The sequence below is a fragment of the Streptomyces luteogriseus genome (assembly GCF_014205055.1).
GTDB classification, from domain to species: Bacteria; Actinomycetota; Actinomycetes; order Streptomycetales; family Streptomycetaceae; genus Streptomyces; species Streptomyces luteogriseus.
Genome location: NZ_JACHMS010000001.1, coordinates 6,527,255 through 6,550,062, shown reverse-complemented (window position 1 = coordinate 6,550,062; position 22,808 = coordinate 6,527,255). Strand labels below are relative to the sequence as shown.

Below are 22,808 nucleotides of genomic sequence, written 5' to 3'. Positions count from 1 at the left end.
TGGCGTGATCCGTTACGACGCCCTGGAATCCCTGCCCGTGCGCGGGGCCCTGCCCGCCCTGGACGACGCCCTGGAGGGGCACGGCACCGCCGTCCTCGTGGCGCCGCCCGGCACCGGCAAGACGACCCTGGTGCCGCTGGCGCTGGCGGGACTGCTCGGGGAGGGGCCCGAGCGGCGGGTGATCGTGGCCGAGCCGCGGCGGATCGCGGCCAGGGCCGCGGCGCGGCGGATGGCGTGGCTGCTGGGCGAGAAGCCCGGCGAGAGCGTCGGCTACACCGTGCGCGGTGAACGGGTCGTGGGGCGGCACACGCGCGTGGAGGTCGTCACCACCGGTGTGCTGGTGCAGCGGCTGCAACGCGACCAGGAGCTGTCCGGTGCCGACGTGGTGGTGCTCGACGAGTGCCACGAGCGGCATCTGGACGCGGACACGGCGGCGGCGTTCCTGTGGGACGTGCGGCAGACACTGCGGCCGGAACTGCGGCTGGTGGCCGCCTCGGCGACGACCGACGCGCAGGGGTGGGCGCGGCTGCTGGGCGGGGCGCCGGTGGTCGAGGCCCAGGGGACGGCGTATCCGGTGGAGGCCGTGTGGGCGCCTCCGGTGCGGCCCGTACGCCCGCCGCACGGGATGCGGGTCGACCCGGCTCTCCTGACCCATGTGGCGTCCGTGGTGCGGCGGGCGCTGGCCGAGCGGGAGGGGGACGTGCTGTGTTTCCTTCCGGGCGTGGGCGAGATCGCCCGGGTCGCCGGGCAGCTGGGCGGACTCGGTGACGTCGAGGTGCTCCAGGTGCACGGGCGGGCGCCGGCGGCGGTGCAGGACGCGGTGCTGGCGCCCGGGGAGCGGCGGCGGGTCGTGCTGGCCACGTCCGTCGCGGAGTCGTCCCTGACCGTGCCCGGGGTGCGGGTGGTCGTGGACTCGGGGCTGGCGCGAGAGCCGCGGGTGGACCACGCGCGCGGGCTGAGCGCGCTGACGACCGTACGGGCCTCCCGGGCGGCCGGGCGGCAGCGGGCGGGGCGGGCCGGGCGTGAGGCGCCGGGCACGGTGTACCGCTGCTGGGCGGAGGCCGAGGACGCGCGGCTGCCGCGGTATCCGTCGCCGGAGATCAAGGTGGCCGACCTGACGGCGTTCGCGTTGCAGGTGGCGTGCTGGGGGGATCCGGACGCGTCCGGGCTGGCGCTGCTGGACGGGCCGCCGGGCGGGGCCATGACGGCGGCGCGGGAGGTCCTGACGGCGGTGGGGGCGGTGGACCCCGCGGGGCGGGCCACCGAGCGGGGCGTCGCCCTGTCCCGGCTGGGACTGCATCCGCGGCTGGGTCGGGCGTTGCTGGACGGGTCGGACGCGGTCGGTGCGGAGCGGGCCGCCGAGGTCATCGCGCTGCTCAGTGAAGAGGCTCCGCGGGAGTACGGGGACGATCTGGCGGGTGCGCTGCGTCGTGCGCTGCGTGGGGGTGACGCCTATGCGTCACGGTGGCGGAGTGAGGTCCGGCGGCTGCGGGGCGTCGTTTCCGGTGGTTCCCGCGAGACAGCGGCGGAAGCCGAGGCGCCGGCCGGTCTCTCCGTGGAGCAGCAGGCCGGGCTCGTCGCCGCTCTCGCCTTTCCCGAGCGGGTCGCCAGGACCGACGGCGGGTCGTACCTCATGGTGTCGGGAACCCGTGCCGAGGTCGGCGCCGGCAGCGCGCTGCACGGTTCCCCCTGGATCGCCGTCGCCCTGGCCGACCGGCCCGTCGGCAGGGGGCACGCGCGGGTGCAGCTCGGGGCGGTCGTCGACGAGGAGACGGCCCGGGTCGCGGCGGGGGCACTGCTGGAGGAGCGGGACGAGGTCGGCTGGGACGGCGGGGACGTCGTGGCGCGGCGGGTGGAGCGGCTGGGGGCGGTCGAGTTGGCGGTGCGGGCGCTGAAGGACGCCGATGCCGGGCTCGTGCGCGACGCGCTGCTCGACGGGCTGCGGCGGGAGGGGTTCGGGCTGCTGCGGTGGTCGGCGGAGGCCGATGCCCTGCGGCAGCGGCTCGCCTTCCTGCGGCTGCATCGCGGTGCGCCCTGGCCGGACGTGTCCGATGAGGCGCTCCACGCGCGCGTGGAGGAGTGGCTGGAGCCGGAGCTCGGCCGGGCGCGGCGGCGGGCCGATCTGGCGCGGATCGATGCCGGGGAGGCGCTCGCCCGGCTGCTGCCCTGGGCCTCCGGGGAGGCGGGGCGGCTCGACGAGCTGGCCCCGGAGCGGATGGCCGTGCCGAGCGGGTCGAGGATCCGGATCGACTACTCCCGGCCCGAGCAGCCCGTGCTGGCGGTGAAGCTGCAGGAGATGTTCGGGCTTCACGAGTCGCCCCGGGTCGCCGGGGTGCCGCTGCTCGTGCATCTGCTGTCCCCGGCGGGCCGGCCGGCCGCCGTCACCGCCGACCTCGCCTCGTTCTGGCGGGACGGCTACAAGGGTGTGCGGGCGGAGCTGCGGGGGCGGTATCCGAAGCATCCGTGGCCCGAGGACCCGGCGGCCGCCGAACCGACCCGGCACACCAACGCGCGGCTCAGGCGCTGACCGACGGCACTTCTTCGGCCGCCGAGGGGGCCGGTCCCGAGGGGCGGCGGCCACGGGCCTCCACGTAGAGCGCGAGGCCGAGCAGGAGGACGCCGAGGGCCAGGAATCCCCACGGCAGGTAGGACGTCATCAGCGCGATGAGCAGGCGCTGGGACGTCACCAGGTCGACGGTGTGGGTGATGTAGTCCTCGCGCATCTTCACGTGGCCGGCGAACGCGGTCACCTTGCCGCGGTCGCCGAGGAGGCTGCCGCCGCGCAGCTCCTCCTTGTGGATCTCCTCCCCGTACACGGGGGCGCCGGTGAGGGGTTCGACCCAGAACTTGCGGACCGTGGTGTACCAGCGGGTCGTGCCGGTCTGTTCCACCGCCTCGGGGGTGAGGCCCTCGACGGGCAGGGTCTTCGGGATCTTCACCTCGGTCCAGGGGATGGTCTGCTCGAAGTAGTAGACCTCCAGGCCGCGGAAGTCCTGGGTGCCCTTGTAGGTGATGGGCGCGGTGACGCGGGCCTGGGCGTCGAAGTAGTCGTAGTCCCGCTTCTCGGTCAGGAAGGGCCACTTGAACTCGATGCCCTGGCGGCGCACCGGGTCGCCGTCGACCATCTCGCCGGTGGCGTGGACGGGCTCCTGGGTGTGGGCGTCGAAGATGTAGCGCTCGGGGATCCTGGAGACCATCGTGCCGTCGGGGCCGACTACGTAGGACAGGCCGTCCCAGACGACGACGTCCCGGCCCGCCGACTCCTCGATCCGCTCGGAGGCCTCCACGTCGCCCTTGAGGGTCTGGACGATGGTGACCTTCGGGACCTTCTTCGCCTTCATGGTGCCGTAGTCGAGGAGGGTGGCGTCCTTCGCCTCCAGGACCATGTCCTGGTACTGGTTCGCGGGGACCTTGGCGAGGCGGGGGAAGGCGTACCAGCGCAGCAGCGGGGACAGGGCCGCGAAGAACACGGCGAGGGCGAGCAGGACCAGGCCGGCCTTGCGGCGCATCTCGGCCTCCCTCCCGGGCGGGGCGGTCAGGGGTGTGCGGGCACGGTCGTCAGCAGCGGCTTCGGTGATGTCCCGCCCGAGGGGGAACCGAGGGCGGTCAGGGTCCAGACCACGGCGAACGCGACGGCGAGACCGGTGGCGGCGGCGATGAGGGCGCGCATACGGAGCCTCCCCACGGGTCGTGACGGCCAGAACTGATGCACCGTCAGGTTGTTCGGCACCGTAGCAACGCGGGGCGGAGATGAGAACACGTTGCACACACAACGACGCCCCTCCTTGTAAGGAGGGGCGTCGTCTGTCGTACCTGGGAGCTACGCGCTCGGACTGGCCGACGGTGCCGGCGAGGACGTCTCGGCCGCCGCGACGGTCAGTTCGACGGTGAGCGTCGCGCCGCCTGCCGTGGTGACGCGGAGCAGGAACGTGCCGGTCGTGTCGTCCGCGTACAGCTCGGGCAGCTTCAGCAGGCCCTTCGCGTCCGTCTTGAGACCCGTGAGGGTACGGACGGGCTTGCCCTCGGCGTTCTTGAAGTAGGGGCCCTTGTCGGCGGCGGTCGGGTCGTCCGCCGACTTGATCAGTGTGGCGGTGGCCGCGACCCCGTCGGCGACGGCGCCCTTGTACGTGGCCTTCACCTCGACCTGGTTCGCGAACGTGCCGCCCGGGGCGCAGGTCAGCGCGGTGTCACCGGTGCGGGCGAGGGCGTCGGCGGCGCGCTCGGTGACCGTGGCCTTGTAGTCGAGCCCCGGGACGGCACGGCCCACCACGGTGGCGCGGACGGTGACGGTCCCGGTCTTCTCCCCCGCCCGCAGGGCGGGCGCGACGGCCACGCCGGAGCTGTTGGTGGCGACCGTGGCCACGTCCTCGCCGCCGGTGAAGGTGGTGTCCGTGTCTCCGACGATCGTGAAGCGGACCCTGACCTTGGCGACGGCCTTGCCGGCCTCCGTCTCGGCGCGGGTGCTGATCCGCCGGTCGAACGCGTCGCCGGCCATGGCGGTGAGCTTCGCGGTTCCGGCGTTCTCCAGGTGGTCCACCGTGTCGGTGGGGGTGGGGGGCGTGGTGGGCGGCGTGGACGGGGTGCCGGGCGGTGTGGTGGGCGGCTTCGGGGTCGTCGTGCCGCCCCCGGCGGGCTTGTCGGGCTTCCCCGGCTTGTCGTGCTTGGGGCCGGGCCCGGGCGTCGAGCCGGCCGGAGTCGTCGTGCCCGGGACGGTGGGTGTCGGGCTCGCGCCCGTGCCGTCGTCGCTGCGGTTGTCGGGGAGCGTGCCGGTGCCGTCCGGGACCTCGTGCGTGCCCTTGCGGTAGTAGTCCAGCCACCTCATGACGAGGTTCAGGTAGTCCCGCGAGTTGTTGTAGCTGAGGATCGCCCGGTCGAGCTCGCTCTGCTGGGAAAGGTCCCAGTTGTTGCGGCACAGGTAGTGGCCGGCGGCGAGCGCGGCGTCGTAGATGTTGTTGGGGTCCTTCTTGCCGTCGCCGTTGCCGTCGCGGCCCGCCCAGGCCCAGGTGGAGGGGATGAACTGCATGGGACCGACGGCCTGGTCGTAGGAGCTGTTGCCGTCGTACGCGCCGTCGTCGGTGTCCTTGATGAGGGCGAAGCCGTTGCCGTCGAGCTGCGGGCCCAGGATCTTCTTGATGGTGGTGCCGTCGGCGTCGACGCGGCCGCCGCGGGCCTGCCCCGACTCCACCCGGCCGATGGCCGCGAGGAGTTGCCAGGGCAGGTTGCAGCCGGGCTTGGCCTCGCGCAGCGTGGCCTCGGCCTTCTTGTAGGCGTCGAGGACGGTCGCGGGGATGCCGGCTTCCGTCGCGCCCGCGCCACCGGGGGCGGGCCCCGTGGAGGGAGACGGGTTCGGGCTCTTGAGCGGGGGCAGGTCCGTGTAGTACGGCGAGTTGCCGGTGGCGCTGCCGTCGGAGGCACTCGCCTCGGGAGAGGGGGTGGCGTCGGCAGCGGCCTGTCTGCCGTGGTCGTTCACGCCCGGAGCCTGGGAGGCGGACAGGGCCGCGACCGCCACCGCGGCCACGGCTGTGGTCGCCGCCCCCTTGCGCAGCCTCCTGCCGAATTGCGCCGCCATAGAGTGAACCCCTCCCGTGGACGCCCGGGCGTCCGGTCTACGTCTGCAGTGTTCGCCCTGTTGTGACGATCCAACCGCCCGAGGGGTTGCCCTCCGACGGCCACAACTCTGTTCTCCTGCGTGCTCTGCTCTTTACCGCCTTTACCGCGGTCACGCGTTCGACGCGCTCCCCGCGTGACGACTCTGGCGACCCTACGACAACTTCCTTTGCTCGGGCACCCGTTCGTGACCGCTTTTCACCAGTTGGTCAAGTGCGCCCGTGACGTCGTCGGCCTGGCGGCATCCCGCATACTGGGCCACTGTCCGCCGGGAGCCCCTGCCTGGCGCAACGACCGTCGCGAGGAGCCGAGTTGCCGTTCACGCTGAGCCATGCGGCGGCCGTACTGCCCGCCGTCCGCACCGACGGCACCGGCCGGGGGTCGTTGGTGCCCGCCGTGCTCGTGGCGGGGTCCTTCGCGCCCGACATGACCTACTACGCGGCGAGTGTGCTGTCCGGTGCGATGGAGTTCGGGGACGTCACGCATTCGGTCCCGGGGGTCTTCACGGTCGATGTGCTCATCGCCTGGGCGCTGGTGGCGCTGTGGTTGCTGGTGCGTGAGCCGCTCGTGGCGTTGCTGCCGCGGGCCCGGCAGGGACGGGTGGCGGCCCTGCTGCGGTGCGGGTCGCCCCGCGCGCGGGTGCGGGCGTCGCTGGTGGCGCGGTGGTACGCGTCCGCGGTGCTCGGTGCGCTGACCCATGTGGTGTGGGACGCGTTCACGCATCTCGACCGGTGGGGGATGCGGCTGTTCCCGGTACTGGGCCGGGAGGTGGCGGGCTCACCCCTGTACTGGTATTTGCAGTACGGCGGTTCGGCGGTGGCCGCGGTCGTGATCGCCGTGTTCGCGGCGCACGCGCTGCGGCGGGCGCCCGTGTGCGAGCCGGTGGGTGTTCCCGTGCTGGCGGTCCGGGACCGATGGGCGGCCGCTGCCGTCATCGGCGGCTTCGCGCTGGTGGGGGCGGTACAGCGGGCGTCACGGTGGTGGGCGTACTGGGGCTCGGCCGCGAAGCCGTGGGAGATCGTTCCGACGGTGTGCTTCGGCGCGGGCGCGGGACTCGTCCCGGCGCTGCTGCTCTACGCCGTGGGGGTCAGGGTGCGGCGTCCGGTTCCGGCCCCCGCCGGTCCTGCCCCTGCCGCCGAGACGGAGCCGAGCCGCCCGGCCGCTCGCTGAGGGCGCTGCCGGTCGTCGTGATGTACACGGTGATGGTGGTGTGCGCGGGGCGGGGGCGTGGGAGCAGGGTGAGGACCAGGGCCAGGTAGTCGCGGGCCAGTCGAACCCAGGGGCGGGAGGGCTTGCCCGGGGGTTCGGGGGTGCAGGGGATTCGGGCCTCGGTGGGTACGTCGCCGGTGACGGCGGTCAGACCGGAAACGGTCAGTGTGCTGTCGGCGCCGATGACGGCGGTGAGGGCAGCCAGAGCGTCCGTGCCGGTGAGGCCGGTGAGGGTGGCGAGAGCATCTGCGTCGGCAAGGCCCGTGAGAGCAGCCAGAGCATCCGCGTCGGCGAGACCGGTGAGAGCAGCCAGAGCATCGGTGCCGACGAGACCCGCGAGAGCAGCCAGAGCATCCGTGCCGACGAGACCCGCGAGAGCAGCCAGAGCATCCGTGCCGACGAGACCCGTGAGAGCAGCCAGAGCATCCGTGCCGGCGAGCGCCGGGGCGGCCGTCGGGTCATCCGTGCCGGCGAGCGCCGTCGCATCGGTCAGGGCGCCGGTGCCGGCGGAGCCGGTCGGCCGCCGTCCGCGGGTGGCCAGGCGCTGCCGGAGGTCCGCCGTCGTGTGGCGCAGGGCCGAGGTGAAGGTGACGGGGACGCGAACCGTACTCGCGGCGGCCTCGAACGCCGGGACCGGCGGCAGTGCCACGCCTGGTCTCGTGCGGCTGAGGAACGTGCGTATACCCATGCCCCGCATCTTTGCGAGCACCATGGGCGGAGGCGCCTTCTCGGGGTCCACGCGAGTGATGGTTTCAGCGGGCCGGGGCCGGGGCGGAGCCGGGGGCCGGGACAAGCCGGCGCCCCGGCTGAGGGGTGACCCCCGGGGCGCTGCTCAGGCAGGGCGAACGGCGCTGCTGCGGAGGCGGGAGCGGAGTGCCCCGGGCGGATGTGGCGTGACCCCGGCACCTCCGGCCGGCGCGGGAGCCCTGTGCGGGGGGCCTCCGGCCCGTAGGAGAGCCCGCGCGGGCAGCCTCCAGCGAAAGGGGAGCCCGGCGCCACCTGCCTCCGCCGACACGCGAACCCGGCGCGGGCGGCCTCCGACCAGCACGGGAACCCGGCGCGGGCGGCCTCCGGCCGACACGCGAGCCCCGTGTCGGCGGCTCAGGCGAGCGCCGCTGTCCGGTAGAGGCGAACCCGGGCCGCATGGCCGAGCCGGACCCGGCTGCGGCTTCGGCCCGGCGCGGGGCTCGTCCCGGCGCCGATCTCCACCCCGCCCCGCCCGGTCGACCCCCGCCGTCGGACCTCGCCCCGACCGAAACCCTCGGTGCCTCTGCCCAGACGCACCCCCGCGCCTCTGCCCTGCGGAGTCCGCCGCCCCGCCGACGCGGTACCCGGGCCACGGGAAACCCCCCGCGCACCCGGGTCACCGCACCCGCCCGATACGCCCGATCCACCCGGCGGGCTAGTGTGCCGCCGACTCCCAGTCCGGGCCCGCACCCACCGAGACGCCCAGCGGGACGCGGAGGTGGACGGCGTCGGCCATCTCACGGCGGACCAGTTCCTCGGCGGCGGCCCGCTCGCCGGGGGCGATCTCCAGCACGATTTCGTCGTGGACCTGGAGGAGCATGCGGGAGGCGAGGCCCGCTTCCTTCAGGGCGTCGTCGACCTTGAGCATGGCGATCTTGACGATGTCGGCCGCGGTGCCCTGGATCGGCGCGTTGAGGGCCATCCGCTCGGCGGCCTCGCGGCGCTGGCGGTTGTCGCTGTTGAGGTCGGGGAGGTAGCGGCGGCGTCCGAAGAGCGTCGCCGTGTAGCCCGTGGCCCGGGCCTCGTCGACCGCCCGGCGCAGATAGTCCCGTACACCGCCGAACCGCTCGAAGTAGGCGTCCATCAGGGCACGGGCCTCCGCCGCCTCGATGTTCAGCTGCTGGGACAGGCCGAAGGCGGACAGTCCGTACGCCAGGCCGTACGACATGGCCTTGATCTTGCGGCGCATCTCGGCGTCCACCGCGTCCGGCTCGACCGCGAAGACCTGGGAGGCGGCCGTGGTGTGCAGGTCCTCGCCCGAGGTGAAGGCCTCGATCAGGCCCTCGTCCTCGGAGAGGTGGGCCATCACGCGCAGTTCGATCTGGCTGTAGTCGGCCGTCATCAGCGACTCGAAGCCCTCGCCGACGACGAAGCCGCGGCGGATGGCGCGGCCCTCGTCGGTGCGGACCGGGATGTTCTGCAGGTTCGGGTCGGTCGAGGACAGGCGGCCGGTGGCGGCGACCGTCTGGTTGAACGTGGTGTGGATGCGGCCGTCCGCGGCGATCGTCTTGATCAGACCCTCGACGGTCACGCGGAGCTTGGCCTGCTCACGGTGGCGGAGCATGATCACCGGGAGCTCGTTGTCCGTCTGGCCGGCGAGCCAGGCGAGGGCGTCGGCGTCCGTGGTGTAGCCGGTCTTGGTCCGCTTGGTCTTGGGCAGGGCCAGCTCGCCGAAGAGGACCTCCTGGAGCTGCTTGGGCGAGCCCAGGTTGAACTCGTGCCCGGCCGCCGCGTGGGCCTCCTTGACCGCCTGCTGGACGGCGCCGGCGAACATCTGCTCCATGGCCTCCAGGTGGGACCGGTCGGCCGCGATGCCGTGCCGCTCCATGCGGGCGAGCAGCGCGGACGTGGGCAGCTCCATGTCACGCAGGAGGTCGGCGGCGCCGACCTCCTCCAGGCGGCCCTCGAAGGCCTGGCCCAGGTCGAGGACGGCCCGGGCCTGGATCATCAGGGCCTCGGCCTCGGCGCCGTCGTCCGCGCCGAAGGCGAGCTGGCCGTCGGCCGCGGCGGCCGGGGTCAGCTCGCGGTGCAGGTACTCCAGGGACAGTGCGTCCAGGTCGAAGGAGCGGCGGCCCGGCTTGACCAGGTAGGCGGCGAGCGCGGTGTCCATGCGCACGCCCTCGACGCTCCAGCCGTGCTCGGCGAAGACGCGCATGGCGCCCTTGGCGTTGTGGAGGATCTTGGGCCGCCCGGCGTCGGCGAGCCAGGCCGCGAAAGCCTGCTCGTCGGCCTCGTCGAGTTCGGCGGGGTCGAACCACGCGGCGGGCCCCTCGGGCGCGGCGAGGGCCACTTCGGCGACCGAGCCGGTGCCGAGCGCCCAGGTGTCGACCGTGGCGATGCCGAGGGGCTGCGTGCCGTGCTCGGTGAGCCAGGCGGACAGCTCGCCGGTGCCGAGCACCGTGCCGTCCAGCTCCACGCCCTCGGAGCTGACCGGGGTGGTCTCGGCCTCCTCGGCGCCCGGGTCGACGGCGAAGAGCCGCTCGCGCAGCGACGGGTTACGGATCTCCAGGGTGTCCAGGATCATCGCGACGGCCTTGCGGTCGTAGGCCGCGCGCTCCAGGTCGGTGACCCCCTTGGGGAGCTCCACCCGGCGCTCCAGCTCGGTGAGCCGGCGGTTGAGCTTGACGGACTCCAGGTGGTCGCGGAGGTTCTGGCCGGCCTTGCCCTTGACCTCCTCGACGCGCTCGACGAGCTCGGCGAAGGAGCCGAACTGGTTGATCCACTTCGCGGCGGTCTTCTCGCCGACGCCGGGGATGCCGGGGAGGTTGTCGGAGGGGTCGCCGCGCAGGGCAGCGAAGTCGGGGTACTGCGCGGGCGTCAACCCGTACTTCTCGAATACCTTCTCCGGGGTGAAGCGGGTCAGCTCGGAGACGCCCTTGGTCGGGTACAGCACGGTGGTGTGCTCGCTGACCAGCTGGAAGGAGTCGCGGTCGCCGGTGACGATCAGCACCTCGAAGCCCGCGGCCTCGGCCTGGGTGGCGAGCGTGGCGATGACGTCGTCCGCCTCGAAGCCGTCCACCGCGAAGCGCTGGGCGCCCATCGCGTCCAGGAGCTCGCCGATCAGCTCGACCTGGCCCTTGAACTCGTCCGGGGTCTTGGAGCGGTTCGCCTTGTACTCCGTGAACTCCTGGGACCGCCAGGTCTTGCGGGAGACGTCGAAGGCGACCGCGAAGTGCGTGGGCGCCTCGTCGCGCAGCGTGTTGGCGAGCATCGACGCGAAGCCGTAGATCGCGTTCGTCGGCTGACCCGTCGCGGTGGTGAAGTTCTCCGCGGGCAGCGCGAAGAACGCTCGGTAGGCCAGCGAGTGCCCGTCCATGAGCATCAGTCGCGGCCGGCTGCCGCCGGAGGTCTTGTCGGTCGTCTTCGATGCTGTCTCTGCCACGCCCCCGATCCTGCCACGCCCCACTGACAGTCGGTCCCGCCCCCACGCGTGCCGGGCTCGGGTGCGCCCCGCGGGAGACGCCGCTCACCCCGCCTTCGCCGCCTCGCGGCCCGACCCGCGGCCCCGCGGGAGACCCCGCTCACCCCGACGTCGCCACCTCCCGACCCGACCCGCGGCCCCGCAGGGGGCCCACTCACCCGCCATCGCCGATTCCCAACCCCACCCGCAACCCCGCAGGAGACCCCACACACCGGCCGACGCCCCCGGCCCGCCCCCCGGCCCGCAGGGATCCGGCTCACCCGCCGACGCCACTCCCCAACCCACCCGCCACCCCGCAGGAGACCCCACACACCCGCCGACCCCCCGGCCCGACCACAACCGCTGTCACCACCGCGTGGGAGGATCGGAGACGTACCTCGCAGCGCAGTCGAAGGGGAGTGTGCGATGGCGTCGAAGCCGCCCAAGAGCGATCCGGTCCAGGACGCGCCGCAGGTCGCCGGGCCGAAGCACGCGGCCGCGGGGCTGCCGGCCATCGGGCACACGCTGCGGATCGCCCAGCAGCAGATGGGCGTGAAGCGCACCGCTCTGACGCTGCTGAGCGTGAACCAGAAGGACGGCTTCGACTGCCCGGGCTGCGCCTGGCCCGAGCCGGAGCACCGGCACAAGGCGGAGTTCTGCGAGAACGGCGCGAAGGCCGTGGCCGAGGAGGCCACCCTGCGCCGGGTCACGCCGGAGTTCTTCGCCGCGCACCCGGTCGCCGACCTGGCCGGCCGCAGCGGCTACTGGCTGGGGCAGCAGGGCCGGCTCACCCACCCCATGTACCTCCCCGAGGGCGGCTCGCACTACGAGCCGGTCACCTGGGAGCGCGCCTTCGACATCATCGCTGAGGAGATCGACGCACTCGCCTCCCCGGACGAGGCCGTCTTCTACACCTCCGGCCGCACGAGCAACGAGGCCGCGTTCCTCTACCAGCTGTTCGCCCGCGAGCTCGGCACGAACAACCTCCCCGACTGCTCGAACATGTGTCACGAGTCGTCCGGCTCGGCCCTGTCGGAGACGATCGGCATCGGCAAGGGCAGTGTCCTGCTGGAGGACCTCTACAAGGCCGACCTGATCATCGTCGCCGGGCAGAACCCGGGGACGAACCACCCGCGCATGCTGTCCGCGCTGGAGAAGGCAAAGGACAACGGCGCGCGGATCATCAGCGTCAATCCGCTGCCGGAGGCGGGTCTGGAGCGCTTCAAGAACCCGCAGACCCCTCAGGGCATGGTCAGGGGCGCCGCGCTCACGGATCTGTTCCTGCAGATCCGCATCGGCGGCGACCAGGCCCTCTTCCGCCTGCTGAACAAGCTGATCCTGGAGACGGACGGCGCGGTCGACGAGGCGTTCGTGCGGGAGCACACGCACGGCTACGAGGAGTTCACCGAGGCCGCCCGCGCCGCCGACTGGGACGAGACGCTCGCGGCGACCGGCCTGAGCCGGGAGGACATCGAGAAGGCCCTGCGGATGGTCCTGGCCTCCGAACGCACCATCGTGTGCTGGGCGATGGGCCTCACCCAGCACAAGCACTCCGTCCCCACGATCAGGGAAGTCGTCAACTTCCTCCTGCTGCGCGGCAACATCGGGCGTCCGGGCGCGGGCGTGTGCCCGGTTCGCGGGCATTCGAACGTGCAGGGCGACCGCACGATGGGCATCTTCGAGCGGCCCGCTCCGGCGTTCCTCGACGCCCTGGAGAGGGAGTTCGGCTTCGCGCCCCCGCGTGAGCACGGCTATGACGTCGTGCGCGCCATCCGCGCCCTGCGCGACGGCGAGGCGAAGGTCTTCTTCGCCATGGGCGGCAACTTCGTCTCGGCGTCCCCCGACACGGACGTCACCGAGGCGGCCATGCGCCGGGCCCGGCTGACCGTGCACGTGTCGACGAAGCTGAACCGCTCGCACGCGGTCACGGGCGCGCGGGCCCTGATCCTGCCGACGCTGGGCCGTACCGAGCGCGATCTCCAGGGCGGCGGCGAGCAGTTCGTGACGGTCGAGGACTCGATGGGCATGGTGCACGCCTCGCGGGGCCGCCTGGAGCCCGCGAGCCGGCACCTGCTGTCGGAGCCGGCCATCGTCAGCCGGCTCGCCCGCCGCGTGCTCGGCGAGGACAGCCGCACGCCGTGGGAGGAGTTCGAGAAGGACTACGCGACGATCCGGGACCGCATCGCGCGCGTGATCCCGGGCTTCGAGGACTTCAACGCGCGCGTGACGGGTTCTGCTGGTCGCCCCGGCGGCTTCGCCCTCCCCCACGCCCCGCGCGACGAGCGCCGCTTCCCCACGGCCACCGGCAAGGCCAACTTCACCGCCGCGCCCGTGGAGTACCCGGAGCTGCCCGAGGGCCGCCTGCTGCTGCAGACGCTGCGCTCGCACGACCAGTACAACACCACGATCTACGGCCTCGACGACCGCTACCGGGGCATCCGGAACGGCCGCCGGGTGGTGCTGGTGCACCCCGAGGACGCGCGGGCCCTGAAGCTGGCGGACGGCGCGTACGTCGACCTGGTCGGCGAGTGGAAGGACGGGGTGGAGCGCCGGGCACCCGGTTTCCGCGTCGTGCACTACCCGACGGCCCGGGGCTGTGCCGCCGCGTACTACCCGGAGACCAACGTGCTGGTGCCGCTGGACGCCACGGCGGACACCAGCAACACCCCGGCCAGCAAGTCCGTGGTGGTGCGTCTGGAACAATCGGCCACCGACTGAGCGTTCGCTCAGTGACACAGGCAGCCGAGTGACGAGGACGAACGGAGCCGGGCCCGATGGGTGAGCAGCAGCATGTGAAGTTCCCGCAAGAGGTCATCGACGAGTACGCCGCGCTCGGCGTGGACCTCCTGGCCCTGTTCTCCGCGGGCCACCTGGGGAACCGGATGGGCGTCCAGATCTCCGAGGCGTCGGCGGACCGGGTCGTCGGCACCATGCCGGTGGAGGGCAACACCCAGCCCTACGGACTGCTGCACGGCGGGGCCTCCGCGGTGCTGGCCGAGACCCTGGGCTCGATCGGGTCGATGCTGCACGGCGGCAGCTCCAAGATCGCCGTGGGCGTCGACCTGAACTGCACCCACCACCGAGGGGTGCGCTCCGGTCTGGTCACGGGCGTGGCCACGCCCGTGCACCGGGGCCGGTCGACCGCCACGTACGAAATCGTCATCACGGACGAAAGCGACAAAAGGGTGTGCACGGCCCGGCTGACCTGCCTCCTGCGCGATGTGAGGCCGGGCGACGAGGAACTCATCCGCGGCGCGAACTGACCCGCGCGGTCCGGCCGGCATAGGGAAAACCCTGGAGGGGCGGGCGCGCTCTTGTCGCGACCGCCCCGCTGGCCTTTCACTGGCGCCACCCCCACAGGAGAAGACCCGTCCCACCCGCAGAAGGGTTTCTCTTGACCTCCGTACGCGCCTTCTCCGTCACCGCCGCGGCCTGCGCCACCGTGCTCGCCACCGCGCTGCCGTCCTCCGCCGTCAACTCCTACAACGCCGCGCCCGCCCCCGAACGCACCGAGGTCGGCGCGCTCGTGGCCACCTGGGACGACGACGGCGACCCCGCGACCCCCGACCGGGTCGACTGGGTCTGCTCCGGCACCATGGTCGACGCGGACACCTTCCTGACCGCCGCGCACTGCACCTCGGACTGGCCCGACAACGTGCGGTTCCACGTCTCCCTCGACCAGGACGTGCAGTCCGGACTGGACGCGGCGGCGAAGAAGCACCCGGGCGATCCGGCCGCGCAAGCCGCCGCCGTCGCCGTCCGGGGCACCGCGCACACGCACCCCGACTACCCCGGGCCCGCCGCCGACACCCACGACATCGCGGTGATCCAGCTGCCCGCCGCCGAGATGAAGGCCCGCTGGAGCTTCACGCCGGCCACCCTGCCCACCGCGAACCAGCTCGGCGAGCTCGGCCCGCAGGGCCTGAACACCACCGACTGGCTCGTCGCCGGATACGGCACCCAGGAGGCCGTCAACGGCCCCGGCGGCCAGACCCACCCGGGCGGCGGCGTCCGGATGAAGGCACCCGTCACCTTCAACGCCCTCAACGACTCCTGGGCCCGGCTCGCGATGACCGCGCCGCAGGGCAACGGAGGCGCCTGCTACGGCGACTCGGGCGGCCCCAACTTCGCGGTGATCGGCGGCCGGAGCATCCTCGCCGCCACCACCATCACCGGCGACACCCCCTGCTACGCGACCAACGTGACGTACCGCCTGGACACCCCCGGCGCCCGTGCCTTCCTCTCGCCGTTCGTGAAGCTGCCGTAGCCCGCACACCACCGCACGACGCACCGCACCACCGCACCCGCACGACGCACCGCCCCGCCGCACCGCGCCCCCGGCGCAGCGGCGGGGCACCGTCGCCTTTCCCCACCCCGGCCCCCTCCCCTACCGTGACCCCGTGAGGCTGCGGCCATGAGTGGCACCGGCCCGCCGAACCGGCCAACTCGACGGACTCCAGCCGCAGTTGGGACACCATCGGCACCGACGCACCATGCCCGGCAGACCTGTTCGCCGACCGCCGGCGCAGACCTCGGTCGCGCCGAATCCCCCAACCCACCGGAAAAGGCGGGCCGTTTCCGGTTCACCGTCACCGTGCTCCGCGGCCCCTCCGTCACCCTCACGGTCGCCGGCACTTCCCACCCGGGCCTCACCGCCCACGCCGTTCCCGACCCGGCCGTCACCGTGCCGGCCCGCGGCACACCCCGCGCCATCACCGTGGAAATCACCGTTTCCGATCACCCGGCGCTCCCCCCGGAAGTCGACCACCCCCATTTCTCGGCGTAACGCTGCGTAACGCGCGCGCAATACATCGCCACAGCCTCATCTTCGGCCGCGGCTACGCCCGGGACCTTTCCGATCTCTTCCGGGCCGCCCGCGGGCCCAGTACCGCATGATCTCAGCCACGGCCAACCGGAAGTGCGAGTTCTCAGAATGCGGACCTCGGCGAAAATCCACCAAACCCGCCGAGAGGGTCCCCGGCCGAGACCAGGCATCCACCCCGTCATAACAAGAAAGTCACAAGCGAGCCCGCGCCGCTGACCCTGCCCTGAAACCGGGCTTAGAGTCACGGCCAGTCACCGCCTCCATCGGGAGTTCGGTACCAGCGCGGCACTCACCCCCCGACCAGGGCGGGGCCTGCCTGTGAAAGGACTGATTGTGCGACAGCGTTCCTTGGTGATTCTTACCTCCGTTCTCACGACCGGAGCTCTGACTCTCACCGCCTGCGGCTCCCGAGACGACAGCGGTGACAAGGGCGGAGACGGCGGGAGCGACACCACGTTCACCATCGGCGTGGACGCCCCCCTCTCCGGTGAGAACTCCACCACCGGCCTCGGCATCCAGTACGGCGCCCAGATAGCCGTCGACGACGCCAACAAGAACAACTGGGTCCCGGGCGTGAAGTTCAAGCTCAAGGCCCTCGACGACAAGGCGCAGCCCGCCACCGGCCAGTCCAACGCCACCGCACTGACCGGCGACAAAACGGTCGTCGGCGCCGTCGGCCCGCTGAACTCCGGCGTCGCCCAGACGATGCAGCAGGTGTTCGCCTCGGCCAACATGGCCCAGATCTCCCCCGCGAACACGGCCCCCGAGCTGACCCAGGGCAAGAACTGGCAGACGGACAAGAAGCGCCCGTTCAAGACCTACTTCCGCACCGCCACCACCGACGAGCTGCAGGGCAGCTTCGCCGCCGGCTACGCGTACAACGGCCTCAAGAAGAAGAAGGCCTTCGTCGTCGACGACAAGCAGACCTACGGCGCCGGCCTCGCGAAGATCTTCAACGAGCAGTACAAGAAGCTCGGCGGCAAGGTCGTCGGCACCGACCACGTCAACACCGGCGACAAGGACTTCGGCTCCCTCGTCACCAAGATCAAGAACTCCGGCGCCGACCTGCTCTACTACGGCGGCCAGTACGACGAGTCCGCGCTGATCACCAAGCAGCTCAAGGACGCCGGCGTCAAGATCCCGCTGTTCGGCGGCGACGGCATGTTCGCCTCCACCTACATCGAGGCCGCCGGCAAGTCCTCCGAGGGCGACCTCGCCACCGCCATCGGCGTCCCCGCCGACACCCTGCCCGCGGCCAAGACGTTCATCCAGACGTACAAGGACAAGGGTTACAAGGGCGACTACGGCGCGTACGGCGCCTACGCCTACGACGCCACCACCGCCATCATCAAGGCCGTCAAGGCCGCGGCCGACGCCAACGGCGGCAAGGTGCCCACCGACATCAACGACCTGCGCTCCAAGGTCGTCGACGGTGTCCAGAAGTCCGACTTCGAAGGCCTCACCGGCAAGATCTCCTTCGACCAGTACGGCGACACCACCAACAAGCAGCTGACGGTCTACCAGGTCGAGAAGGGTGCCTGGAAGGACGTGGAGACCGGCACCGCCGACCTGAAGTAGTCCGGCCCGCCACAACGCCACACCACGGGCCGCGCGGAAGGGGACCCCGACCGCGCGGCCCGTTTCCACACCCCCACACAGCACACGACCACGCACACATCCAGTGCACACGACCACCAGCGACATGGAGGCCATGCGGTGAACACCCTGCCGCAGCAGCTGGCCAACGGGCTGCTTCTAGGCTCGATGTACGGGCTGATCGCCATCGGCTACACGATGGTGTACGGCATCGTCCAGCTCATCAACTTCGCGCACGGCGAGATCTTCATGACCGGGGCCTTCGGCGCCCTCACGGTCTACTTCTACATCCTGCCCGACGGCACCTCGATGGCCCTCGCCGTACCCCTCATGCTCCTCGGCGGCGCCATCGTGGCCATCCTCATCGCCGTCGGAGCGGAACGGTTCGCCTACCGACCACTGCGCGGAGCACCACGCCTGGCACCGCTCATCACGGCCATCGGCCTCTCCCTGGCCCTCCAGGAGGTCGTGCGCAACTTCTACCCCGGCGCCGACCGCGCCCGCGCCTTCCCCGGCCTCGACGCCACCCACGACATCGGCTCCGTCACCATCAAGGACGCCGACATCTTCCTCATCGTCGCCGCCATCCTCTGCATGGCCGCCCTCGCGATCTTCGTCCGCCGCAGCCGCACCGGCCGCGCCATGCAGGCCACGGCGCAGGACCCCGACACGGCGCAGCTGATGGGCATCGACACCAACCGCATCATCGTCATCGCCTTCGCCATCGGCGGCTTCTTCGCCGCCGTCGCCGCCGTCGCCTACGGACTCAAGTACGGCAACGTCGACTACCGCATGGGCTTCCTCATGGGCCTCAAGGCCTTCACCGCGGCCGTCCTCGGCGGCATCGGCAACATCTACGGCGCCATGCTCGGCGGCATCGTCCTCGGCATCGCCGAAACCCTGGCCTCCGCCTACATCGACGAGATCCCGGGCATGCAGCAGCTCGGCGGCCAGAGCTGGGCCAACGTCTGGGCCTTCTGCCTCCTCATCCTCGTGCTCCTCTTCAGGCCACAAGGCCTGCTCGGCGAGCGCGTCGCGGACAGGGCGTGATGACATGACCGAGACGACCAAAACCCCCGTGCCGGACGCCGTCCCCACCCCGACGCCCGCACCGCGCGGACTCATACCGCTGCCCACCGCGGCCGCCCGCGCCCTGCTGCTCGCCGGCGGCATCGCCACCGCCGCCTCCGCGTACCTCGCCTGGACCTGGACCGCCGAATTCCCCGGCGACCTCACCTTCAACGGCTACCCCGGTGGCCTGCAGTGGCTGACCTTCACCGCCGGCGTCCTCACCGCCCTGTTCGCGCTCGCCTCCTACGGCATCCGCGGCCTCGGCTGGCTCCTGCCCGCCCGCAACAACGCGCCACTCGTCCTCACCGCACTCGGCGGCTTCACCGTCACCTGGTTCACCGTCATCGCCATCAGCGCCAAGCTCGGCGGCGTCGTCAACCTCGAACCCGGCGGCTGGATCGCGGCCATCGCCTCCCTGCTGCCCGTCCTCGGCGCCTTCGCCCTCCCCCAGGAGCGCACCGGCACCGACGGCACCAAGGAAGCCATCAAGGCCTACATCGCCAAGCCCGACCGCATCCCCGCCGCCCAGGCCATCGCGCCCTGGATCCAGCGGGCCATCATCACCGTGGTCACCATCATCGGCCTCGGCGTCTTCACCTACGGCATCGACACCGAGTACGGCGAACTCTTCATCGGCTACCTCTTCGTAGTCACCTTCGCCATGTGGGCCCTGCACACCGCCGGCCTCATGGACCGCTTCTCCGCGCTCGTCGCCGCCAACCGCAGCTTCACCCTCGCCATGGGCTTCGCCGCGGCCATCGCCTTCCCCTTCACCCAGACCGACGACCACTACGCCAACATCGGCGTCAACATCCTGATCTTCGGGACCGTCGCCCTCGGCCTCAACATCGTCGTCGGCCTCGCCGGACTCCTCGACCTCGGATACGTCGCCTTCCTCGGCGTCGGCGCCTACACCGCCGCCCTCGTCTCCGGCTCCGAGTTCTCCACCATCTCCGGCGTCCACCTGCCCTTCTGGGCCTCCGCACTGGCCGGCGCCGCCGCGTCCCTCGTCTTCGGCGTCCTCATCGGCGCCCCGACCCTGCGACTGCGCGGCGACTACCTCGCCATCGTCACCCTCGGCTTCGGAGAGATCTTCCGCATCGCCGTCAACAACATGGACGGCGACTCCGGACCCGACGTCACCAACGGCCCGAACGGCATCGCCAACATCCCCGACCTGAACTTCTTCGGCTTCAACTTCGGCCAGGCCCACGACATCGGCGGCTTCACCCTCGGCCGCTTCGCCAACTACTACCTGCTGATGGTCCTCATCATGGCCATCGTGGTCCTCGTCTACACCCGCGCCGCCGACTCCCGCATCGGCCGCTCCTGGATCGCCATCCGCGAGGACGAGACCGCCGCCACCGCCATGGGCATCAACGGCTTCCGCGTCAAGCTCGTCGCCTTCGCCCTCGGCGCCGCCCTCGCCGGCCTCGCCGGCACCGTCAGCGCCCACGTCACCTACAGCGTCGTCCCCACGCCGTACCAGTTCGCCGGCTCCACCCCGCCCAACTCCGCGTTCCTCCTGGCCGCGGTCGTCCTCGGCGGCATGGGCACCGTGGCCGGACCGCTCCTCGGCGCGGCCCTGCTCTACCTGCTCCCCGAGAAGCTGGTCTTCCTCCAGGACAAGTCGCTCCTCGCCTTCGGCATCGCGCTCATCCTCCTGATGCGCTTCCGCCCCGAAGGCATCATCGCCAACCGCCGGCGCCAGCTCGAATTCCACGAGACCGGCCAACTCGACGTACCCAAACAGACCACGCTGACCGACGAACCGGCCGTCACCAAGGCGGGGGCGTAAGAAACATGACCACACCTGTACTCGAAGCACGCGACGTCACGATGCGCTTCGGCGGCCTCACCGCCGTACGCTCCGTCGACTTCACGGTCAACGCCGGCGAGATCGTCGGCCTCATCGGCCCCAACGGCGCCGGCAAGACCACCTTCTTCAACTGCCTGACCGGCCTGTACGTCCCCACCGAGGGCACCGTCTCCTACAAGGGCACCGTCCTCCCCCCGAAGCCTCACCTGGTCACCCAGGCCGGCATCGCCCGCACCTTCCAGAACATCCGTCTGTTCGCCAACATGACGGTCCTGGAAAACGTCCTCGTCGGACGCCACACCCGCACCAAGGAAGGCCTCTGGTCCGCCCTCCTGCGCGGCCCCGGCTTCAAGAAGGCCGAACGCGCCAGCGAGGAACGCGCCATGGAACTCCTCGAGTTCATCGGCCTCGACCACAAGCGCGACCACCTCGCCCGCAACCTCCCCTACGGCGAGCAGCGCAAGCTCGAGATCGCCCGCGCCATGGCCTCCGAGCCCGGCCTGCTGCTCCTCGACGAGCCCACCGCCGGCATGAACCCCCAGGAGACGCGGGCCACCGAGGAACTCGTCTTCGCCATCCGCGACAAGGGCATCGCCGTCCTCCTCATCGAGCACGACATGCGCTTCGTCTTCAACCTCTCCGACCGCGTCGCCGTCCTCGTCCAGGGCGAAAAGCTCGTCGAAGGCACCCCCGACGTCGTCCAGGCCGACGAACGCGTCGTCGCCGCCTACCTCGGCGAGCCCTTCGAAGGCGATCCCGGAGAGGCCGAGGCCGCGGAGGTCGAGGCCGCCGAAGCCGCCGCCGACGCGACGGGCACCGCCAGCACCACCAAGGGAGAGGCCAAGTGACCGCACTGCTCGAGGTCGAGGACCTCCGGGTCTCCTACGGCAAGATCGAAGCCGTCAAGGGCATCTCCTTCAGCGTCGAAGCCGGCCAGGTCGTCACCCTCATCGGCACCAACGGCGCCGGCAAGACCACCACCCTGCGCACCCTGTCGGGCCTCCTCAAGCCCACCTCCGGGAAGATCCTCTTCGACGGCAAGCCGCTCAACGGCGTCCCCGCCCACAAGATCGTCGCCCTCGGCCTCGCCCACTCCCCCGAAGGCCGGCACATCTTCCCCCGCCTCACCATCGCCGAGAACCTCCAGCTCGGAGCGTTCCTCCGCAAGGACAAGGAAGGCATCGAAAAGGACATCCAGCGCGCCTACGACCTCTTCCCCATCCTGGGCGAACGCCGCAAGCAGGCGGCGGGGACGTTGTCGGGCGGCGAACAGCAGATGCTCGCCATGGGCCGCGCCCTCATGTCCCAGCCCAAGCTGCTCATGCTCGACGAGCCCTCCATGGGCCTCTCCCCGATCATGATGCAGAAGATCATGGCGACGATCTCGGAGCTGAAGTCCCAGGGCACGACGATCCTCCTCGTCGAACAGAACGCCCAGGCCGCGCTCTCCCTCGCCGACCAGGGGCACGTCATGGAGATCGGCAACATCGCCCTCTCCGGCACCGGGCAGGACCTGCTGCACGACGAGTCGGTACGCAAGGCGTACCTGGGCGAGGACTGAGGTCCCAGCCGTACGCAAAGAGGCCCGCGCCCTTCCGAACGGAAAGGGCGCGGGCCTCTCGTCCCGCTCTCAGCCCTTGTTGGCCTTCTTCTCGTCGGCGTCCTCGATGACAGCCTCCGCGACCTGCTGCATCGACATCCGACGGTCCATCGACGTCTTCTGGATCCAGCGGAAGGCGGCCGGCTCCGACAGGCCGTACTCCGTCTGCAGAATCGACTTCGCGCGGTCCACCAGCTTGCGCGTCTCCAGCCGGAGCGTGAGGTCGGCGACCTCCTTCTCCAGCTCCTTCAGCTCCGTGAACCGCGACACGGCCATCTCGATCGCCGGCACGACGTCGGTCTTGCTGAACGGCTTCACCAGATACGCCATCGCGCCCGCGTCCCGAGCGCGCTCCACCAGATCCCGCTGCGAGAACGCGGTCAGCATCAGCACCGGCGCGATGCTCTCCTCCGCGATCTTCTCCGCCGCGGAGATGCCATCCATCTTCGGCATCTTCACGTCGAGAATGACAAGGTCGGGCCGGTGCTCACGGGCCAGTTCCACCGCCTGCTCACCGTCCCCGGCCTCACCGACGACGCTGTACCCCTCCTCCTCCAGCATCTCTTTGAGATCGAGCCGGATCAGCGCCTCGTCCTCGGCGATGACGACCCGCGTCGTCATCGGAGGCACGTGCGACTTGTCCTCATCAGGCACGTCAACAGGCTGGGGCGACTCGGGGGCACTCACGTGGGCTCCTTGGTAGGGGCAGGCCGGTACTGCTCCCAAGCAGCGTACCTAGCAGCAAGGCCCCACAGTGAACCGGTACACTGCTCATCGGTCCCCTGACTTGCCCGGTTGGAGGAACTGGTCAGACTCGCGGCACTCAAAATGCCGTGCCCTTTGGGCATGTGGGTTCGAATCCCACACCGGGCACCACAAGATCAGAAGCGGAGGATCACGTTCGCGTGGTTCTCCGCTTTTTGCTACCCATGGT

General features: G+C 71.4%; 16 protein-coding genes and 1 tRNA gene. 11 read left to right on the top strand and 6 right to left on the bottom strand.

The features are described from left to right. Positions 1-4: 4 nt before the first annotated feature. The gene (hrpB, locus tag BJ965_RS29120) at positions 5-2,527 is read left to right on the top strand and encodes an ATP-dependent helicase HrpB (protein ID WP_184912590.1); all 2,523 of its coding nucleotides are present in this window, start codon (positions 5-7) and stop codon (positions 2,525-2,527) included. Here the strand turns inward: hrpB and BJ965_RS29115 are convergent. The 3 genes from BJ965_RS29115 to BJ965_RS29105 all read right to left on the bottom strand — a co-directional run bounded on the left by BJ965_RS29115 (position 2,517) and on the right by BJ965_RS29105 (position 5,569). Then, complete coding sequence (locus tag BJ965_RS29115) at positions 2,517-3,509, bottom strand: DUF3068 domain-containing protein (protein ID WP_184912587.1); 993 nt, start codon at positions 3,507-3,509, stop codon at positions 2,517-2,519. The two genes, hrpB and BJ965_RS29115, sit on opposite strands and share 11 nt — an antisense overlap. A gap of 26 nt (positions 3,510-3,535) precedes the next feature. After that, positions 3,536-3,670 carry an SPW_0924 family protein gene (locus tag BJ965_RS29110; protein ID WP_107051748.1) on the bottom strand — a complete coding sequence of 45 codons (135 nt, stop codon included), beginning with the start codon at positions 3,668-3,670 and terminating at the stop codon, positions 3,536-3,538. Between the two features lie 150 nt (positions 3,671-3,820). Continuing rightward, complete coding sequence (locus BJ965_RS29105) at positions 3,821-5,569, bottom strand: lytic transglycosylase domain-containing protein (protein WP_184912586.1); 1,749 nt, start codon at positions 5,567-5,569, stop codon at positions 3,821-3,823. Positions 5,570-5,919: 350 nt separating this feature from the next. Between BJ965_RS29105 and BJ965_RS29100 the strand changes: the two genes are divergently transcribed. Further along, positions 5,920-6,777 carry a DUF4184 family protein gene (locus BJ965_RS29100; RefSeq protein ID WP_184912584.1) on the top strand — a complete coding sequence of 286 codons (858 nt, stop codon included), beginning with the start codon at positions 5,920-5,922 and terminating at the stop codon, positions 6,775-6,777. Here the strand turns inward: BJ965_RS29100 and BJ965_RS29095 are convergent. Beyond that, complete coding sequence (locus tag BJ965_RS29095; RefSeq protein WP_184912582.1) at positions 6,695-7,504, bottom strand: hypothetical protein; 810 nt, start codon at positions 7,502-7,504, stop codon at positions 6,695-6,697. The two genes, BJ965_RS29100 and BJ965_RS29095, sit on opposite strands and share 83 nt — an antisense overlap. Positions 7,505-8,218: 714 nt before the next feature. Next, a complete protein-coding gene (gene polA, locus BJ965_RS29090; RefSeq protein WP_184912580.1) occupies positions 8,219-10,945 on the bottom strand; it encodes a DNA polymerase I in 2,727 nt (908 codons plus the stop codon). A gap of 444 nt (positions 10,946-11,389) precedes the next feature. On the opposite strand from polA, the gene BJ965_RS29085 reads away from it, so the two are divergent. From BJ965_RS29085 to BJ965_RS29050, 8 genes are all read left to right on the top strand, one after another. Continuing rightward, the gene (locus BJ965_RS29085; RefSeq protein ID WP_184912578.1) at positions 11,390-13,681 is read left to right on the top strand and encodes an FdhF/YdeP family oxidoreductase; all 2,292 of its coding nucleotides are present in this window, start codon (positions 11,390-11,392) and stop codon (positions 13,679-13,681) included. Positions 13,682-13,737: 56 nt separating this feature from the next. Then, positions 13,738-14,226, top strand: a complete 489-nt coding sequence (locus tag BJ965_RS29080; RefSeq protein ID WP_184912576.1) for a PaaI family thioesterase — start codon at positions 13,738-13,740, stop codon at positions 14,224-14,226. Between the two features lie 131 nt (positions 14,227-14,357). Beyond that, positions 14,358-15,230 carry a trypsin-like serine protease gene (locus BJ965_RS29075; RefSeq protein ID WP_184912574.1) on the top strand — a complete coding sequence of 291 codons (873 nt, stop codon included), beginning with the start codon at positions 14,358-14,360 and terminating at the stop codon, positions 15,228-15,230. A 906-nt stretch (positions 15,231-16,136) separates the two neighbouring features. After that, positions 16,137-17,366 (top strand): branched-chain amino acid ABC transporter substrate-binding protein, encoded by a 1,230-nt coding sequence (locus BJ965_RS29070; RefSeq protein WP_184917661.1) that lies wholly within the window; start codon positions 16,137-16,139, stop codon positions 17,364-17,366. A gap of 138 nt (positions 17,367-17,504) precedes the next feature. Then, the gene (locus tag BJ965_RS29065; protein ID WP_184912572.1) at positions 17,505-18,434 is read left to right on the top strand and encodes a branched-chain amino acid ABC transporter permease; all 930 of its coding nucleotides are present in this window, start codon (positions 17,505-17,507) and stop codon (positions 18,432-18,434) included. A 4-nt stretch (positions 18,435-18,438) separates the two neighbouring features. Then, positions 18,439-20,253, top strand: coding sequence for a branched-chain amino acid ABC transporter permease (locus BJ965_RS29060; RefSeq protein ID WP_184912570.1), 1,815 nt, complete (start codon positions 18,439-18,441; stop codon positions 20,251-20,253). Between the two features lie 5 nt (positions 20,254-20,258). After that, complete coding sequence (locus BJ965_RS29055; protein ID WP_030852995.1) at positions 20,259-21,122, top strand: ABC transporter ATP-binding protein; 864 nt, start codon at positions 20,259-20,261, stop codon at positions 21,120-21,122. Next, positions 21,119-21,835 carry an ABC transporter ATP-binding protein gene (locus BJ965_RS29050; RefSeq protein WP_030852997.1) on the top strand — a complete coding sequence of 239 codons (717 nt, stop codon included), beginning with the start codon at positions 21,119-21,121 and terminating at the stop codon, positions 21,833-21,835. The genes BJ965_RS29055 and BJ965_RS29050 overlap by 4 nt, the downstream gene beginning before the upstream one ends. A 69-nt stretch (positions 21,836-21,904) precedes the next feature. On the opposite strand, the gene BJ965_RS29045 is transcribed toward BJ965_RS29050, so the two are convergent. Further along, a complete protein-coding gene (locus BJ965_RS29045) occupies positions 21,905-22,561 on the bottom strand; it encodes an ANTAR domain-containing response regulator (protein ID WP_030852998.1) in 657 nt (218 codons plus the stop codon). A gap of 102 nt (positions 22,562-22,663) precedes the next feature. On the opposite strand from BJ965_RS29045, the gene BJ965_RS29040 reads away from it, so the two are divergent. Further along, positions 22,664-22,750: transfer RNA gene (locus tag BJ965_RS29040), tRNA-Leu, on the top strand. Positions 22,751-22,808 lie beyond the last annotated feature (58 nt).

Bases quoted from the DNA above. Each gene is read 5' to 3' on its own strand.
- BJ965_RS29115 (WP_184912587.1), bottom strand. From the start codon at position 3,509: ATGCGCCGCAAGGCCGGCCTGGTCCTGCTCGCCCTCGCCGTGTTCTTC.
- BJ965_RS29110 (WP_107051748.1), bottom strand. From the start codon at position 3,670: ATGCGCGCCCTCATCGCCGCCGCCACCGGTCTCGCCGTCGCGTTCGCC.
- BJ965_RS29105 (WP_184912586.1), bottom strand. From the start codon at position 5,569: ATGGCGGCGCAATTCGGCAGGAGGCTGCGCAAGGGGGCGGCGACCACA.
- BJ965_RS29095 (WP_184912582.1), bottom strand. From the start codon at position 7,504: ATGGGTATACGCACGTTCCTCAGCCGCACGAGACCAGGCGTGGCACTG.
- BJ965_RS29085 (WP_184912578.1), top strand. From the start codon at position 11,390: ATGGCGTCGAAGCCGCCCAAGAGCGATCCGGTCCAGGACGCGCCGCAG.
- BJ965_RS29080 (WP_184912576.1), top strand. From the start codon at position 13,738: ATGGGTGAGCAGCAGCATGTGAAGTTCCCGCAAGAGGTCATCGACGAG.
- BJ965_RS29060 (WP_184912570.1), top strand. From the start codon at position 18,439: ATGACCGAGACGACCAAAACCCCCGTGCCGGACGCCGTCCCCACCCCG.
- BJ965_RS29055 (WP_030852995.1), top strand. From the start codon at position 20,259: ATGACCACACCTGTACTCGAAGCACGCGACGTCACGATGCGCTTCGGC.